This is a genomic window from Streptomyces sp. NPDC002785 (assembly GCF_040295565.1).
Lineage (GTDB): Bacteria > Actinomycetota > Actinomycetes > Streptomycetales > Streptomycetaceae > Streptomyces.
On record NZ_JBEOVN010000003.1, the window covers coordinates 64,826 to 81,269 of the forward strand.

The window sequence follows — 16,444 nt, forward strand, 5'->3', positions numbered from 1 at the left end:
GCCAGTTCACAGGCGAAAACCTGACAGGGGCCAGGCGGCGCCTACGCGAGCTGAGCGACTGGTCCGCGCTGGTGCCAGCAGCCAAGAACCGTGACCAGGAGCGGTTGGAGTCGCACCTGCTCCAGGCCCTGGGTAGGGGGCAAGGTTGTCACCCGTTGGGGATCAGCGAGGTCTTGCCCTTCACTGATCGACTTGTCCTGCGTGTGGAGTCGCCGGAGCTTGTCAGCGCAGTTCTGCCACTGCTCCCGTATCGGGACAGGCGCAGGTCCCGGCACGGCGTGGCCGACCTCCGCGCTACGACGAGGCGCGGCGGCATCGAGCTGATTCTCGGAAGGAGTGGTGGTGGACGGGTCCTGCTGATTGGCCCGCGCTCCACCTGCAATTTGTCCTCAGTCCTGGCCGCGCATCAGTCGGCGACGGAAGCCCTCCGCTATATCCCGTTGTGGACCGAGGACACCCCTCACGATCCACTGCCGCGGCCTGCTCGAAGCAGTCGCCCGGCACGCTCGACGAGCCGACCACCACTTGGCCGGAGCACGCAGGTGAAAGCCGCCGACCCATATCTGGCCAGTGCCGTGATGCGTCGACTGCACCTTTGGGAGCAGTTGACCGACGACAGCACCGTGACAATCACCAGCCAACCCGATTCGGAAGGGAGTCGTCTGGCCTGGACCGTGGAACGGGCTCTGCCGCCGAGCGTTCCTCTGCATGATGACGCCCTCGCAGTGGTCCTCGCCGACACAGTCGCTGGCCCAGGACTTACCGCGGACGCCGACACACATCGCTGCGACCAGAAGGAGTGCGTTCAGACCTTCGCCTCGGGCGGGCTCGCCGTTCGAACGGTGAGACGCGAAGGTGCACGCTCCACTCGGCAGCGCACCCTCGCCCGTGGCACCTCAGCGATCCTCCACGAACGTCAGGTGATCGGCCGCCCTGTGGGCGAGGGCCCGGGAGGTCACGTCCTTCAACTGATCGACGACATGAGGGACGAGCGGCGACTGACGCACGCAGCCGAGCAGCTAGCTGCGGCCTGGGCTCAGCAGGGTTTGTGTACGTTGGTGCTGCGACTCGAAGGCCGCGACAGCCTCAATGACGAGCAACCATGGCAGCGTTCCCGTCTGACCGGCGGACCTGGAGCCATGTTCAAAAGCACAGTCAACTACCTGAACGACAACCACAAAGCCGTCATTACCAAAGCTCGGGCGCACTTTGACCACGTGATCATGGTCAAACACCAGTCTGTGGACTTTCCTTGGGCGGGCATCTCCCCTTTGGCCGACGATCACCTCGTCGTTGCCTTCGGGGGATTCCCGAAGGTGACTAGAAGCACCACGGTGCATGCAGGGAAACTACAGAGAGACACCATCGAACTTACCCCCGCCGAGTCGGCGGTGGCGTGGCTCCACGGTCGCCTGGCGAGGATCCCCTTCGCCGACGTACCGATCACTGGCCTCCTGCTTCAGTGCGCACCCGATGAGCACGGTCCGAATTCCTTCGATGGCCTGGTCGACACCGAACTGGCACGACATGGGATGCCGGTGCTGGGACGGCTGCCTCAGCCGAAGCTGTTCACCCCGTGCCGTACGGTGCTGGACGACCTTCCCGATGAGCAGCGGGCCTTCGTACTGCGCCAGAGCGCCGAGATCCGTACGAGCCTGGGGCCGGCGCGAGCGGATGGGTCGGCACTCGTCGTCGCGCTACGCGAGCTGAGTGGCCTATAGGAACGATGGCAGGTCCACGCGCGGCGCGCGGGGCCGTAATGCAGAGTGATCGCCGGAGCACAAGACCGGCTTTCCAAGCAGCCGTTCCCACGAACCGGAGGCCCCAGCAGGTGAGGAGCGCCTCAAGCGCTTCGGTTCCCCCTCTGAAGCGAGCTGTGGCAGGGCGATGCTGGGGACTTTTACGCCTGTCCCACGCATCCGATCCGACAGATCCCCTGAGAGCGACGCTGCCCCGGGCTGGAGGAATAGTCAAGACCTGTGGATCAAGTCAGTCGCGGTGGTGTCGCTGACGCAGTCGGCGACTGGCGTCAGCGCGGACGCGTCGGGTTCTTCCGGTCTTGGCGAGCAGGGTGAGGACGGCGGGTGAGGGCAGGGTCTCGACAGCCTTGCGCTGGAACCAGTCGGATCCGGTGGTGACTTCCTCCGAGCCCCACGGCTCGCCCACGGTGATTGACCGCAACAGGGTCCATTCGAGCAGACGGCGGGCGAGGAACTCCCGCTCCGCGCTGATCTCGGCCATTGCGCGGGCCCAGCCGGTGAACCCATCGTCGGTCAGCAGTAGCGCTGCTCGAAGGTCGAGGTGGCGGACGATGGCCGACTGCGCCATCGTCGTGTCCGGGTCGCGCAGGATTCTGGTCACCAGATCGGCTTCGTCTTCGTCACGGACGACGGCCAGTTCGTGCAGGTAGCGGGCGAATCGCTGGTGCTCGTCCTCGGCGGAACGGTCATCGGCGCCGTTGAGGCCATTCACGCGGCGGCCTCCTCGGGGCGCTCGATCAGGTGGCCGCGTTCAAAACGGGCGCCGGCCCGCACCAGCGCCACGAGATGGGGTGCGTTGACCGCGCGCCAGCGGGCCTGCGCGGATTCGATCAGCTTGAAGACCATGGCGAGGGCGGCTCCCCGGCTGCCGGCGCCCTTGGTGACCTTCGTCCGCAACCGGACCGTGGCGAAGGTCGACTCGATCGGATTTGTGGTGCGAAGATGGATCCAGTGCTCGGCGGGGAAGTCGAAGAACGCCAGCAGTTCGTCCTCGTCGTCCGTGATCCGCTTGACGACCTTGGGGTATTTCGCCTGGTAGGCGCGCTCGAAGTCGCGGACGGCCCTGGCCGCGTGCTCCTTGTCCTCGGCGTTGTAGATCTCCTGGATCGCGCGCTTGGCCGCAGGCTGGGCCGACTTCGGCAGCGCGTCCAAAGCGTTGGCCGTTTTGTGAACCCAGCACCTTTGATGGCGGGTTTCGGGGAACACCTCGTTCAGTGCGTTCCAGAAGCCGAGTGCGCCGTCTCCGACGGCCAGGACCGGGGCCCGCATGCCCCGGCGAGCGCAGTCCCGCAGCAGCCCGGCCCATGCCTCGGACGACTCGCGGTATCCGTCCGTCATCGCGATCAGTTCCTTCGTGCCGTCGGCCCGCACGCCCATCAGCACCAGGACCGCGGCCTTCGCCTCCTCTAGGCGGATGCGCAGATGGACGCCGTCGGCCCAGACGTACACGTAGTCGGTGGCGGACAGGTCGCGGTCCATGAACGCCCTGTGGTCGGCCTGCCACTGGACGGTCAGCCGCGTCACGGTGGCGGGCGAAAGGCCGGCCGGGGAGCCGAGGAACTGCTCGAGTGCGGGCACGAAGTCGCCGGAGGACAGGCCGTGCAGGTAGAGCAGCGGCAGCACCTCGCTGATCTTCGGGGACTTTCGTGCCCAGGGCGGCAGGATCGCCGAGGAGAACCGCTTGCGTTCGCCCGTGGCCTCATCGATGCGCTTGTCGTTCACACGCGGGGCCTTGACCTCCACGACTCCGGCGGAGGTGGTGACCTTCCGCGGCTGGTGATGGCCGTTGCGCACGACCAGACGGTGACCGCTCTCGTCCCGCTCACCGGCCAACTCGGCTATGTAAGCGTTGACTTCCGCCTCCAAGGCGGCGGCCAACATCCGCCGGGCGCCCTCGCGGACGATCTCGTCGATCAGGGAGCCGTTCGGCGTGGTGCCGTCGTTGTTGACTACGCTGAGCACGGGCGTGCCTTCCCGACCGGCGCTGCGAACGCCGGCCTACTCGGTGACCTTCAATCGATCACTCGGGAAGGTACGCCCTTCGCGTGCCACCCGAGCCCCGATCCACAGACATCCGAGCTTGTTAAGAAGTCAAGCCGCGAGCGTCACCGGCGCCGTGGACGCGGCGGGGAACGCCTTGCCGGGATCGAACTTCTGCCCGGTCTGCAGGCAGTGGTAGAGGCACCCCAGGAAGCGGTTGAAAACGTTGCGCATGGCGGCAGTGTGCCGGTCCCCAAGGTCCCGGCGTCGGTCGTATTCGGCCTTGACCCGTGGGGAGGGCAGTGCCCCGAAGATCCATACGTAGCCTGCGGCGGCCAGCCGCTGGTTCTTCACCCGCCGGTGGCGCACGAGGTGGCTCTTGCCGCTGGCGATGGTGACCGGCGCCGAGCCGGCATACGCCTTCAGGGCGCGGGCGTCGGCGAAGCGGGTGCGGTCGTCACCGATCTCGGCCAGAACGCGTGCGCCGGTGAGCGGCCCGATCCCGGGGAAGCTGCCCAGGATTTCGGCGTCCGGATGCGTGGCGAACGCCTCGGCCGCAGCCTCGGCGAGGTCGTCGGCCGCCCGGCAGGCGGCATCCAACTGGGCCACCAGCGCGAGGGTTTGCCGCCCCATCGCCTGCTCGATGAGCGGCGGCTGGTGCAGGTAGTCGCCGGTGAAAATGGTGCGCAGCCGTTCCGCCCAGACCGCGATGTTCCGCTGCCGTCCGGACCTGCGCAGGGCGGCCCGCAGTTGGGCACGGGTCAAGCGGGCGGCGGTGTGCGGGTCGGGTGCCACGGCAAGGACCGCGCGGGACTCCCGGGAGTCCAGGCCCACGCCCCGGACGGCGAACGCCGCGAGGGCGGCCGGGTAGTACTGCTTGAGGTGCGAGCGCAGCTGGTTGTTGAGCTGGGCGCGGTTCCACACCGTGTCCTGCTGGGCGCGGGCGAGAACGGCGATCGCCCGTACCAGTTCGGAGTCGGCGGGCAGCGGCCGGTGCACGTCGGCGTCGGTCCGCAGGATGTTGGCCAGTGTCATCGCGTCGGCGTGGTCGGACTTCGCGCGGGCGCTGCGGTGACGCTCGCGGTAGCGGGCCACCGCCATCGGGTTGATCGAGTACACCTTGCGGCCGGTGGTGCGCAGGCAGGCGAACACCAGGCCGCGAGCGGTCTCCACCGCGACCGGTATCGGGGCCTCAGCGCAGTCACCGGCTTCCGCGAGCAGGGCAAGCAGCTGGCGGAAACCGTCCGCGTCGTCTTTGATGCGCTGCTTGGCGACCAGCTTTCCTGTCTCGTCGACCAGCGCCACGTCGTGGTGGTCTTCCGCCCAGTCGATCCCGCACGTGATCGTCAATTTCAAGCTCCCTACTCTTCGTGCTTGTCCTGGTGCGTGAACCTGCGCAGGGCGTGTCAGCGGCCAGTTCGAACTCCCCAGGTATGGCCAGTTCCGATATCACGTTCCGTAGTCGTCCTGGGTCGGGGTGGATCCGGGGATACTGGGGCCATGGATCGCACTGTGGTGACTGGTGCCCTCGTGCCTGACGGTGAGGACTGGCTGCGGGTAGAGGTGGAGCGGGCGGCGCGGGCAGCCTTCGTCGGGCTACTCGATGCCCGTCCGGCTGCGGACTACTGCGGGTACGCGCTGTATTCCGACGCTGGCGCGATGACAGTGTGCTGTGCGGCCAACACCGTCTCGCACCTGGCTCAACTGCGAGCGGAGTACCCGGCCGAGGCGGAGTACTACGAGTGGACTCCGGCGGAGTGGGCGATGGAGGGCGTCGCCGCCAAGCAGTTCGCGTCGATCTGCCGGCGCCTGTACGCCGCAGAGCACGCCGACGACGCGGAGTTCACGAGGTTCCGGGACGCACTGTACGACGCGTGTGTGGCGGTGCTCGAATCGCTCGTCGCCGCCGGCACCTTCGGCCCAGGCACCGATCACGTCGTAGTCTTCGCTGTTTCCGACCCCGACGACGAGGACCCCGCGCGCGAGGCAGGGTGGATCCGCCGCCTCAACCCGCCGAACCAAGCCGACCGGTTCGCCCGCTGGATCGAAACGGCCTCAGCACAACCGTAGGGAGCGGCTACCTCGATCAGTCCGTGCCGACACCGGACGAGAAACACGCACTGACAATCAGTCGAAAGATCTCAGGAGGTCTACGGCACTCTCGAACGCCACGCTCCGTGACGGACCATGGCCAGGTGACTCCCCATCAACTGGCCGCCCTTGGGGAGTTCCCACTGGCCACTGACAAGGGCGCGCCGCGACCTAATAGGAGGGCTCGATGGCCCGACATCCGATGAGCAGTTCGCAGCCCCAGCTCCCCGCACGGTCCCCGGTCTCTGGAAGGAGCTCGGCGGCTCGCGTGATGAGGGAGAGGTGGCCGTACGGACGGCTCAGGTCACGATCATGACGTCATCGTGGAGATGTGCGGCGTACTCCGGCAGATACACGGTGACGGGGCCCTCTGCCTGTGGAGAGGAGTCCAGCTCCAGGTCTTGAGTAGGGGTCACCCGTCACCGTGCACTGCTATTAGGTCTTGAGCATTGCTCGGTGCACCCGGTGGGTTCCTCTTGGGCATCTGGAGCCCCAGAAGAGCGACGGCTACTGACGTTCGCTGCACACGCTCCGATTATGGCCGGTTCCACTGACACTCAGCCGGGATCCACCGGGATCGCGAACCGGCGGATCCGGGCTCATGGGGAACCGCCTACCGCAGCAGTAGCTATCACGAAGATTCGGCTGCTCTAAACCGCTGCTTCTTCGGATCCTGATGCCCCTCGCCGGCAGACATGCGCAGCATCTCGGCGCGCAGGCGGTGGGACGGAACGTCCGCTGCTTCGGCAGCGCTTGCCTCGGAGACACACGATGCGTTACCAACCCAAGCCCGCCGTTGAGACTGCCTTCGTGAACGTCCAGACCGCGGCGACGTACATGGGCCCTTGCGCCCCGCGGCCGATGCAGGGGGTGAATACTGGGTGATCATCCTTCAGGTTCCCCCATCCGGCAACGGCAGGCCCCTGCTCCCACGAGCTGGGCGCAGGCTCAGCACATGACACGGGGCCCGTCTACGACAGAGGACCCGCGCCCGCGTGGTGTGGGTCCTCTGTCGTGGCGAGGTAGTCAGCCGGAGGAGTCGGATGCGCCGCCGGGCCCCAGGCTGCGTCGCGAGGCCGGAGACATCGGGCAGATAACGGTTCACCTCGTCGACCACACGCGGTCGGCGTGACACGACCGACATCGGACGTTTCGAGGTCGCTTCGGCGACAACTCTGCGTAAAGGCTGACGGCTGCTCAGATTTGCCTGACGTACCGTCAACCATTCAAGATCATCTTGCACGTGCGTTGCATAAGGTGCTGAAAAACAACAGTGATCAGTGAAGGGCCGTGAAGGTAAGTATTCGCAGGTCAGATGGCATGTTGAGGTGTTGTGCCCCTTGCCCCCAAGGGGCACAACACCGCGCCGGTCAGATGTCCCGGAAGATCTCGATCTGCGCGCCCACGGAGTTGAGCCGCTCCGCCAGCTCCTCGTAACCGCGGTTGATGACATACACATTGCGCAGTACGGACGTGCCTTCCGCCGCCATCATGGCGAGCAGCACCACCACCGCGGGCCGCAGCGCGGGCGGGCACATCATCTCGGCGGCGCGCCACCGGGTCGGGCCCTCGACCAGTACCCGGTGCGGGTCCAGGAGCTGCAGCCTGCCGCCGAGGCGGTTCAGATCGGTGAGGTAGATGGCCCGGTTGTCGTAGACCCAGTCGTGGATGAGGGTCTGGCCGTGGGCCGAGGCGGCGATGGCCGCGAAGAAGGGCACGTTGTCGATGTTGAGCCCGGGGAACGGCATGGGGTGGATCTTGTCGATCGGCGCCTCCAGCTTGGAGGGGCGGACCGTGAGGTCGACCAGCCGAGTACGGCCGTTGTCGGCGGCGTACTCAGTCGTACGGTCGCAGTCGACACCCATCTCTTCCAGCACCGCGAGCTCGATCTCGAGGAACTCGATCGGTACCCGACGGATCGTCAGCCGGGATTCCGTCACCACGGCGGCGGCGAGGAGGCTCATCGCCTCGACCGGGTCCTCGGAGGGGGAGTAGTCGACGTCCACATCTATGTGCGGGACGCCATGCACGGTCAGTGTGGTCGTGCCGATGCCGTCCACGCGTATGCCCAGTGCCTCCAGGAAGAAGCACAGGTCCTGGACCATGTAGTTGGAGGATGCGTTGCGGATGACGGTCGTGCCGTCGTGCCGGGCGGCGGCCAGCAGCGCGTTCTCGGTCACGGTGTCCCCGCGCTCGGTCAGCACTATGGGACGGTCGGGCGTGACCGAGTGGTCTATCTGGGCGTGGTAGAGCCCCTCCGTCGCGGCGATCTCCAGCCCGAACCGGCGCAGCGCGATCATGTGCGGCTCGATGGTCCGCGTACCGAGGTCGCAGCCGCCCGCGTACGGAAGCTTGAACGAGTCCATCCGGTGCAGCAGCGGACCGAGGAACATGATGATGGAGCGGGTCCGGCGGGCGGCGTCCGCGTCGATGGCGTCCATGTCGAGCCGGGCCGGCGGGACGATCTCCAGATCGACTCCCTCGTTGATCCACCTCGTCCGCACGCCGATGGAGTTCAGCACCTCCAGGAGGCGGTAGACCTCCTCGATGCGGGCCACGCGGCGCAGTACCGTACGGCCCCTGTTGAGCAGTGAGGCGCAGAGAAGTGCCACGCACGCGTTCTTGCTCGTCTTGACGTCGATGGAGCCCGAGAGCCGGCGCCCACCGACCACTCGCAGATGCATGGGCCCGGCGTAGCCGAGCGACACGATCTCGCTGTCGAGTGCTTCACCGATGCGCGCGATCATCTCAAGACTGATGTTCTGATTGCCGCGCTCTATGCGATTGACGGCGCTCTGACTGGTGGCGAGCGCCTCGGCGAGCTGACTCTGTGTCCAGCCCCGGTGCTGACGGGCGTCACGGATGAGCTTGCCTATGCGTACGAGGTAGTCGTCTGACATGACGAAAGGCTATCTCAGATATGAGATGAGACTTGCGGCGGGGTGCGCCGTTCGGGTGACGGTTGTGTGCAGTCACGGCAGTTGTCCGGCCCTGAGCGTGTGGTGGGCGGTGTGACGGGTGGTGCGAGTCACGGGTGCACCGTGCGTTCCATGGTCCACCCGGTTCGCCGCGACGGCGCGCGGTGTACGTCCGTCCGGGGTGGGCGGCACCGGCCCGGGCCCGGCCCCGCAGGTCGGACGGGGCCGGGTCACCGCTGCGCAACGGCGCGGGCGGGGCCGAAGCCTGGCGTCGGATCAGCCGGATCAGTACACGCATCAGTACTGGAGCCGGTGTTCGGACCGGCCCGCGCCTCGGCTTGTGCTCGCACCACACCACGCTCGACACGCCGGTAGCCGGGCTCCACCTCCTCGTGCAGCCGACGGCCGAGAGGGGTGAGGCGCACCGTGCGGCTGGTCCGTTCGAAGAGCGGCGCGCAGCAGCTTCTCGTTGCCGAACAACGCGCGCGTGCTCACTGTGCTGCGGGTCAGCTTCTGGCATCGGGTGTGAGAGCCGCCGCTGAAGATGAGACTTGACATGCCCTCTGATCTGGCCACTGTTGATTTGATGAATATCTAATCGAGGCCATTCTGGGGCATGGGAAATGAGAGTGGAGCTGACCAGGGGGTTCTCGCTGCGTGTGAGCTCAGATCGCCGTCACGCCGCCGCTGTTGTCGTGGACGACGGCCTGCCACTCCAGCACCGGGCAGGCAGCGACCAGCAACGTGTCCAGCCCGTCCACGCCGCTCGCGGCGACGCGGCCCATTGCCTCGTCGTGGACGGGGAAGTTGCCCTGCAGCGCGTCGCAGTGACCGCAGCCGTTGGACAACTGCCGCTCGCGCATGGTCCTGCTGTAGCGGCTCTTGGCACCGCACTTCCCAGCTTCCGTCGAGGCCCTTGCCGAGAAACCCGCCGCCCGCCGACACCCACACCGAGCACCTGCCCGCGAACCGATTCTCCACGCCACTCCCTTCCGGCTACGTTTCCGCACCGACTCCATTCGAGGGGCCATTTTCGACGCCCCCGCCATCGGGCAGGGGCGTTGCTCGAGATGGTTTGTTTCAGGATGCCTTTTGGTCGGCGCGCTTCTCGATCTCGGTGGTCACCTGTGCCCCTCGGAAGAGCACCGGGAGCCACAGGAGACATGCCAGCAGGGGGACCGCGGCGTAGGTGGCAATGCCCACACTGGAGCCCAACCCGTCCATGAGCGCGCCGAGGACGAGATAGCCGATGCCGATGAGCGTCGACTCCACGAATGCGATCATCGACAGCAGGCTCGCCCGGTGGCGCGACGGCACTGCCTCGTTGAACACGTTGTCCACGATCACGGCGGTGATCTCGGGAATTCCGACCAGGACCAGGAACGCGGCGATGGTGACCCAGACAAGGCCGAGGCCGCTCAGGCCGAGCGCCACGGCGAGCGTCAGGAGAGACACCGGGACGATGACCCGATACCCGATGCGCCGGTCCGCGCGGTCCGACAGCAATGGAGTGAGCCCGCCGGCGAAGAATCCCGCCGATATGACCACGCTGACCAACGCGGTGCCCGCTCCCTGATCGGAGAGGGTCTTCTGCGTAAAAATGATGTACGGCGTCAAAGTCGCATGCATCAATCCGGACACCACGACAAGCGTCACGAGCGCCGGCGTGGCGACCCGAAGCATCGCCCGCCATGCTGTGGCGTCGCCGTGCTCCTCCTCGGCTCCGTCCTGCTCGTCCACCGCGTCCGCGCCGCGGATCTCGGGCACCCGTGACATCAGCACCACCACGGCCAGGACGAGGCACGCCGCCGAACCGACGTAGACGACTCCCCAGGAAATCTGCTGCAGTTGGCCGCCGAAGACGATGGCGGTTCCCGAGGTGACCGTCCCGAGCATGGTGAACCGGGACTTGATCTTGACGTAGCTGGCCGTTGCACCACGACGCACGAGCAGGTCGTACAGCAGGGCGGTGTCCGAACCGGACACACATGCCATGCCCACGCCCTGCCCGATGAACAGCGCCAGGAACACCCAGTAGTTGGAGAACGCCACCTGACCGAGCAGACATCCAGCTATCAGCACCTGGCCGATCACGATGCTGGCACGCCTGCCGATTCGGTCGGCGATGACTCCCGTCGGCAACTCCGCAAGTCCGCTGACCAGGTAGAGCAGTGTCTGCAGTAGGGCCACTTGCCCGGCGGAGAAGCCTCGCTGATAAAGGAAGAGGACGAATACGCCGCGCTGGAACAGCGTGTTGGCGAGCACGGCGTATACGTAGAACGGGCGCGTGACGCTTCGTGCTGCATCGTCGACTGCAGCCGACCCGCCAAGGGCCTCCGTGGTGCCGGTCATGCTGCGGGCTCCCCCTGGTGACTCCGGTGATCATTAGTGTTGGACCTCCGCCGCCGAGATGACGATGCGTCGGCGGGGACCAAGACGCGTGTCGTCGACGGAGATGAACGCCGGACCGCGCCGTGCGAGGAGCTGCGCATCAGCTCGCTCGAACGCCTCACCCGCCCGAGGAGCCGTGACCAGCGCTAATCGCCGTGGCGACACGCGCACCCCCCCCGAAGGCGACCCCATCACTCTCATCTAGGGGTTCACACTATGAAAGTGCACTACCAGGTTGGGGTCCGCACTCTCATTCTGAGCTTCGGCTCTCAGGGTGATCTCGTAGGGGACCAGTGAAGTCGGTATGAAGTGTATGGGGTGAACTCCTCCAGGCTGGTCATGGATCCGATCTCGGGCTCGCGCGAGAGACTCAGGGGCGAACGCTTGCGTGGGGAAGCCGGCGCTGCTGATGGGGAATTGCGTGACGTTCCACATGCGGACGGGACCGGAAGTAGACGTTGATGGAGGAGTAGGACACTGAGACGTCGTGGTCGTCCATCAGCCGGTTCCAGATCTCTCGGAGATCGAGGCGTTGGGCGAGCATGGCGTCAATCAGGGTTCGTGTTGAGTCGTTGATCGCGGGGGCGGGCCGTCTGGCTGGCTGCCCCGTCCTGGGACCTTTCCAGGACCTGTAGGTGCTCGGCGCTGGCATTTCCAGGATGGTGCGGATGGTCTGGGAGGGCAGTTGGTGGCGTCTGGACAGGTGACGGATGGTCGCGGTCCCGGACTGGGCAGTCTCGCGGATGCGGAGGGCCAGGTCCGGGCGGTCGGCCAAGGGGACGGTGCTGGGGTAGCGGACGTTCGGCTTGTTGCGTCGTCGTGGCGATGCGACGTCGGCCAGGGCCCGTTCGAGCGAGCGTCTGGGGCGGCCGGAGGCTGCTGCGAGGCGGGAGAGACTGGGTTTGCCGAACCAGAACGGTGGGCCGCAGAGGAAACGGTGCAGGTAACTGGGCTTGAGGTGGTTGGCGCTTCCTCGCCGCTGAGCGGGGCCGGAACGTAGCCGCACGACTCCAGCAGCGTCGCGTACTTCTCGTTTGGCGAGAAAGCCCGTTTCGGAGAGTCCGGGTCCCGCAGTGCATCGTGCGGACGGTTCTGGGCACGATCACCGGCTTCGCGGCCGCGTGCTCCAGTCGCTCGTCCAAAGCCAGCAGCCGCCGGTGCGGCATCGCCGACCTCGACATCCGAAGGGCCTCGGACCAGCCAGGACGCATCGTCTCCGGGGTGATGCTCCGGGCCAGGAGAGCAGAGGCGTCGGCCGCTTTTGTCGTCGGTCGCAGCACCACAGCGGCCAGTGACCTGGTCGCCAGGTCGATCACGGCCGTCAACTCGACCTTCTCGGCAATGCCGTCGTCCAGCCGTACCAGGACATCCAGCGGAGTGGAGTCGATCTGCATCCATTCGCCCGGCGCGCAGGCGGGCACCTCCCCGAACGGACCGGCCGGACGCGCGTTCACCGAGCGGCGCGTGGTTGCCGAGCCTGTCGCGTGGGTTCCGGCCGCCAGCCTGTCGAACAGCCGATAGAGCGTGCGCACCGCCGAGCCGTCCGTGCGGCGTACGAAGTAGTCCGGAGCGTGCCGACGCTCCCGCTCGCCGTCGTGCCAGTGCAGCCAGAACGGTTGCGAGGTGATTCCCACCACCTCGGGATCGAAGTCCATCAGCAGTAGCCGGTCCCGCTCCAGCCACGATTCGAAACCGACGTGCTGCCCGGTCGTTGCCGCCCAGTACCAGCCGGAGAAGTGACGCTCACCGCGCGCCCAGCGAAACGGCCGTACGGCGGCCACGTCCTCGAACCGGGCCGTCACACAGTCCAGCAGTGGACGCCGCCGACGCTCGCGTACAGCATCCACGTACGACAGCTCGACGTACGGCTCTGCAAGATTTACCCCGACCGGTACGGCCATCCAGCACCCCCAGCGCGTCACCTCGTACGACTAGGTTCGCCGGCAAGGAAGCCGAAACGACTGGGTTCGCTGTCAAACGCCTCGATTGGATGACAGCGGTCAGTGTGGCCCGAGCATGACCGTGCGGCGGTGATGTACTAGAGTTATCTCGACATCGAGATATATGCCGAAGGCGCACCGCAGTCCGCCGGCAGGTAAGGGTTGCCTAACCAAACCTTACCTCAGCGGATGGTCGAAGGGCCGTAGGCGGCACCACGCGGCGCCCGCCGTAATGAGGCGCGGCGCGGAGTACGCGCACATTGATGAAGGAGACTGTCGTGTCGGCGAACAGCTTCGACGCCCGCAGCACGCTGCGCGTGGGCGACGAGTCGTACGAGATCTTCAAGCTGGACAAGGTCGAGGGCTCCGCGCGCCTCCCCTACAGCCTGAAGGTGCTGCTGGAGAACCTGCTCCGCACCGAGGACGGCGCGAACATCACCGCCGACCACATCCGGGCGCTCGGCGGCTGGGACTCCCAGGCGCAGCCCAGCCAGGAGATCCAGTTCACGCCTGCCCGTGTGATCATGCAGGACTTCACCGGTGTGCCGTGTGTCGTGGACCTCGCCACCATGCGTGAGGCCGTCAAGGAGCTGGGCGGCGACCCGGCCAAGATCAACCCCCTCGCGCCGGCCGAGCTGGTCATCGACCACTCCGTCATCGCCGACAAGTTCGGCACCAACGACGCGTTCGCGCAGAACGTCGAGCTGGAGTACGGCCGGAACAAGGAGCGCTACCAGTTCCTGCGCTGGGGCCAGACCGCCTTCGACGAGTTCAAGGTCGTCCCCCCGGGCACCGGCATCGTCCACCAGGTCAACATCGAGCACCTGGCCCGTACGGTCATGGTCCGGGGCGGCCAGGCGTACCCCGACACCCTCGTCGGCACCGACTCGCACACCACGATGGTCAACGGCCTCGGCGTGCTGGGCTGGGGCGTCGGCGGCATCGAGGCCGAGGCCGCGATGCTCGGCCAGCCGGTCTCCATGCTCATCCCGCGCGTCGTCGGCTTCAAGCTGACCGGCGAGCTGAAGCCCGGCACCACCGCCACCGACCTCGTGCTGACCATCACCGAGATGCTCCGCAAGCACGGCGTCGTCGGCAAGTTCGTCGAGTTCTACGGTGAGGGCGTCGCCGCCACCTCCCTCGCGAACCGCGCCACCATCGGCAACATGTCGCCGGAGTTCGGCTCCACCGCCGCGATCTTCCCGATCGACGACGAGACGCTGAAGTACCTGCGCCTGACCGGCCGTGACGAGCAGCAGGTCGCGCTCGTCGAGGCGTACGCCAAGGAGCAGGGCCTCTGGCTCGACCCGGCCGCCGAGCCGGACTTCTCCGAGAAGCTGGAGCTGGACCTGTCGACGGTCGTCCCGTCGATCGCCGGCCCGAAGCGCCCGCAGGACCGCATCATCCTGGCCAACGCCAAGGAGCAGTTCGCGCAGGACGTGCGCAACTACGTCTCCGAGGACGAGGAGTCGGGCAAGGAGTCCTTCCCGGCCTCCGACGCCCCGGCCTCCTCCAACGGTGTCCCGTCGCGTCCGACCACGGTCACGGCCCCCGACGGCACGTCGTACGAGATCGACCACGGCGCCGTCACCGTCGCCGCGATCACCTCCTGCACCAACACCTCGAACCCGTACGTCATGGTCGCCGCGGCGCTCGTGGCGAAGAAGGCGGTCGAGAAGGGCCTGACTCGCAAGCCGTGGGTCAAGACCACCCTCGCCCCGGGCTCGAAGGTCGTCACCGACTACTTCGACAAGGCGGGCCTGACCCCGTACCTCGACAAGGTCGGCTTCAACCTCGTCGGCTACGGCTGCACCACCTGCATCGGCAACTCCGGCCCGCTGCCGGAAGAGGTCTCCAAGGCGGTCAACGAGCACGACCTGGCCGTGACCTCGGTGCTCTCCGGCAACCGTAACTTCGAGGGCCGGATCAACCCCGACGTCAAGATGAACTACCTGGCGTCCCCGCCGCTGGTCGTCGCGTACGCCATCGCCGGTTCGATGAAGGTCGACATCACCAAGGACGCCCTGGGCATCGACCAGGACGGCAAGCCGGTCTACCTGGCGGACATCTGGCCCTCCGAGGCCGAGGTCAACGACGTCGTCGCCAACTCCATCGGCGAGGACATGTTCAACAAGTCCTACCAGGACGTCTTCGCGGGCGACGCCCAGTGGCAGGCGCTGGCGATCCCGACCGGCAACACCTTCGAGTGGGACCCGCAGTCCACCTACGTGCGCAAGCCCCCGTACTTCGAGGGCATGACGATGGAGACGACCCCCGTCTCCGACATCACCGGCGCCCGCGTGCTGGCGAAGCTGGGCGACTCGGTCACCACCGACCACATCTCCCCGGCCGGTGCGATCAAGGCCGACACCCCGGCCGGCAAGTACCTGACGGAGCACGGCGTCGAGCGCCGCGACTTCAACTCCTACGGCTCGCGCCGCGGCAACCACGAGGTCATGATTCGCGGCACCTTCGCGAACATCCGCCTGCGCAACCAGATCGCCCCGGGCACCGAGGGTGGCTTCACCCGCGACTTCACCCAGGCCGACGCACCGGTGTCGTTCATCTACGACGCCTCGCAGAACTACCAGGCCGCCGGCACCCCGCTCGTCATCCTGGCGGGCAAGGAGTACGGCTCCGGTTCGTCCCGCGACTGGGCCGCCAAGGGCACCGCACTCCTCGGCGTCAAGGCCGTCATCGCCGAGTCGTACGAGCGCATCCACCGCTCGAACCTCATCGGCATGGGCGTCCTTCCGCTCCAGTTCCCGGAGGGCGCGAGCGCCGAGGCCCTCGGCCTCACCGGCGAGGAGACCTTCTCCTTCACCGGTGTGACCGAGCTGAACAACGGCACGACGCCGCGCACGGTCAAGGTCTCCACCGACACCGGTGTGGAGTTCGACGCGGTCGTCCGCATCGACACCCCCGGTGAGGCGGACTACTACCGCAACGGCGGCATCATGCACTACGTGCTGCGCCAACTTGCCGGTTCTTGACCTGATCGGCTCTGATATCAGAGTCGCTGACTCGCTGCTACCGGCGGTCACATTAGAGTCTCGCACGAGCGCCCCGTCAGGCTTCGGCCTGGCGGGGCGCTTGCTGTTTCATGCTGATCGGGTAGTGGCCGGTACGTGTCCCGCCGACGCTGATCCGCCGTTTGCCCTGAGCTGCCTGGGGCAGGGCTCACCGTCACACGAGGGGCTAGAAGTTGACTGACTCCCACGGAGCGTTTGATGGCGTCGCAGGAAGCCTGCGAGATCGTGAAGAGTCCATGCTCCTCCTCGTCCTGCCTTTGTGGCTTTGCCCAGCGCGACGGGAGGATGGAGCCATGGAACGGCGGATCGACTTCTCGCGCGCCCGGCGCATG

At 66.8% G+C, this 16,444-nt stretch carries 11 protein-coding genes and 1 pseudogene; 4 read left to right on the forward strand and 8 right to left on the reverse strand.

Annotation, left to right across the window (positions count from 1 at the left end; translation table 11 throughout):
• Positions 1–542 precede the first annotated feature (542 nt).
• Positions 543–1,721, forward strand: coding sequence for a hypothetical protein (locus ABTZ94_RS01765; protein ID WP_351196438.1), 1,179 nt, complete (start codon positions 543–545; stop codon positions 1,719–1,721).
• Between the two features lie 268 nt (positions 1,722–1,989).
• On the opposite strand, the gene ABTZ94_RS01770 is transcribed toward ABTZ94_RS01765, so the two are convergent.
• The 3 genes from ABTZ94_RS01770 to ABTZ94_RS01780 all read right to left on the reverse strand — a co-directional run bounded on the left by ABTZ94_RS01770 (position 1,990) and on the right by ABTZ94_RS01780 (position 5,090).
• Positions 1,990–2,472 carry a hypothetical protein gene (locus ABTZ94_RS01770; protein WP_351196440.1) on the reverse strand — a complete coding sequence of 161 codons (483 nt, stop codon included), beginning with the start codon at positions 2,470–2,472 and terminating at the stop codon, positions 1,990–1,992.
• Positions 2,469–3,722, reverse strand: coding sequence for an IS256 family transposase (locus tag ABTZ94_RS01775; RefSeq protein ID WP_351196442.1), 1,254 nt, complete (start codon positions 3,720–3,722; stop codon positions 2,469–2,471). Before ABTZ94_RS01775 ends, ABTZ94_RS01770 begins: the two co-directional genes overlap by 4 nt.
• 129 nt (positions 3,723–3,851) lie before the next feature.
• Complete coding sequence (locus ABTZ94_RS01780) at positions 3,852–5,090, reverse strand: IS110 family RNA-guided transposase (protein WP_351196513.1); 1,239 nt, start codon at positions 5,088–5,090, stop codon at positions 3,852–3,854.
• Between the two features lie 150 nt (positions 5,091–5,240).
• Between ABTZ94_RS01780 and ABTZ94_RS01785 the strand changes: the two genes are divergently transcribed.
• Entirely contained in the window at positions 5,241–5,810 is a 570-nt protein-coding gene (locus ABTZ94_RS01785; RefSeq protein ID WP_351196444.1) for a DUF4303 domain-containing protein, read from the forward strand.
• Positions 5,811–7,201: 1,391 nt separating this feature from the next.
• On the opposite strand, the gene ABTZ94_RS01790 is transcribed toward ABTZ94_RS01785, so the two are convergent.
• The 4 genes from ABTZ94_RS01790 to ABTZ94_RS01805 form a co-directional block, all read right to left on the reverse strand.
• Positions 7,202–8,731: a helix-turn-helix domain-containing protein gene (locus ABTZ94_RS01790; RefSeq protein ID WP_351196446.1), complete on the reverse strand. Its 1,530-nt coding sequence runs from the start codon at positions 8,729–8,731 to the stop codon at positions 7,202–7,204.
• 683 nt (positions 8,732–9,414) lie between these two features.
• Entirely contained in the window at positions 9,415–9,612 is a 198-nt protein-coding gene (locus tag ABTZ94_RS01795; RefSeq protein ID WP_351196448.1) for a hypothetical protein, read from the reverse strand.
• A 217-nt stretch (positions 9,613–9,829) separates the two neighbouring features.
• Positions 9,830–11,101, reverse strand: coding sequence for an MFS transporter (locus tag ABTZ94_RS01800; protein ID WP_351196449.1), 1,272 nt, complete (start codon positions 11,099–11,101; stop codon positions 9,830–9,832).
• 409 nt (positions 11,102–11,510) lie between these two features.
• The gene (locus ABTZ94_RS01805) at positions 11,511–12,146 is read right to left on the reverse strand and encodes a hypothetical protein (protein ID WP_351196517.1); all 636 of its coding nucleotides are present in this window, start codon (positions 12,144–12,146) and stop codon (positions 11,511–11,513) included.
• 74 nt (positions 12,147–12,220) lie between these two features.
• Here ABTZ94_RS01805 and ABTZ94_RS01810 point away from each other — a divergent pair, with 74 nt between their 5' ends.
• Positions 12,221–12,661, forward strand: a complete 441-nt coding sequence (locus tag ABTZ94_RS01810) for a hypothetical protein (protein WP_351196519.1) — start codon at positions 12,221–12,223, stop codon at positions 12,659–12,661.
• Between the two features lie 8 nt (positions 12,662–12,669).
• On the opposite strand, the pseudogene ABTZ94_RS01815 reads toward ABTZ94_RS01810, so the two are convergent.
• Positions 12,670–13,041: pseudogene (locus ABTZ94_RS01815) on the reverse strand (TnsA-like heteromeric transposase endonuclease subunit); the annotation flags it as partial.
• Between the two features lie 317 nt (positions 13,042–13,358).
• On the opposite strand from ABTZ94_RS01815, the gene acnA reads away from it, so the two are divergent.
• Positions 13,359–16,073, forward strand: a complete 2,715-nt coding sequence (gene acnA, locus ABTZ94_RS01820) for an aconitate hydratase AcnA (RefSeq protein WP_351196451.1) — start codon at positions 13,359–13,361, stop codon at positions 16,071–16,073.
• Positions 16,074–16,444 lie beyond the last annotated feature (371 nt).

What these genes read in the sequence shown, in the direction of transcription:
- ABTZ94_RS01785 (WP_351196444.1), top strand. Translation starts at nt 5,241, where the DNA reads ATGGATCGCACTGTGGTGACTGGTGCCCTCGTGCCTGACGGTGAGGAC.
- ABTZ94_RS01800 (WP_351196449.1), bottom strand. Translation starts at nt 11,101, where the DNA reads ATGACCGGCACCACGGAGGCCCTTGGCGGGTCGGCTGCAGTCGACGAT.
- ABTZ94_RS01795 (WP_351196448.1), bottom strand. Translation starts at nt 9,612, where the DNA reads ATGCGCGAGCGGCAGTTGTCCAACGGCTGCGGTCACTGCGACGCGCTG.
- ABTZ94_RS01790 (WP_351196446.1), bottom strand. Translation starts at nt 8,731, where the DNA reads ATGTCAGACGACTACCTCGTACGCATAGGCAAGCTCATCCGTGACGCC.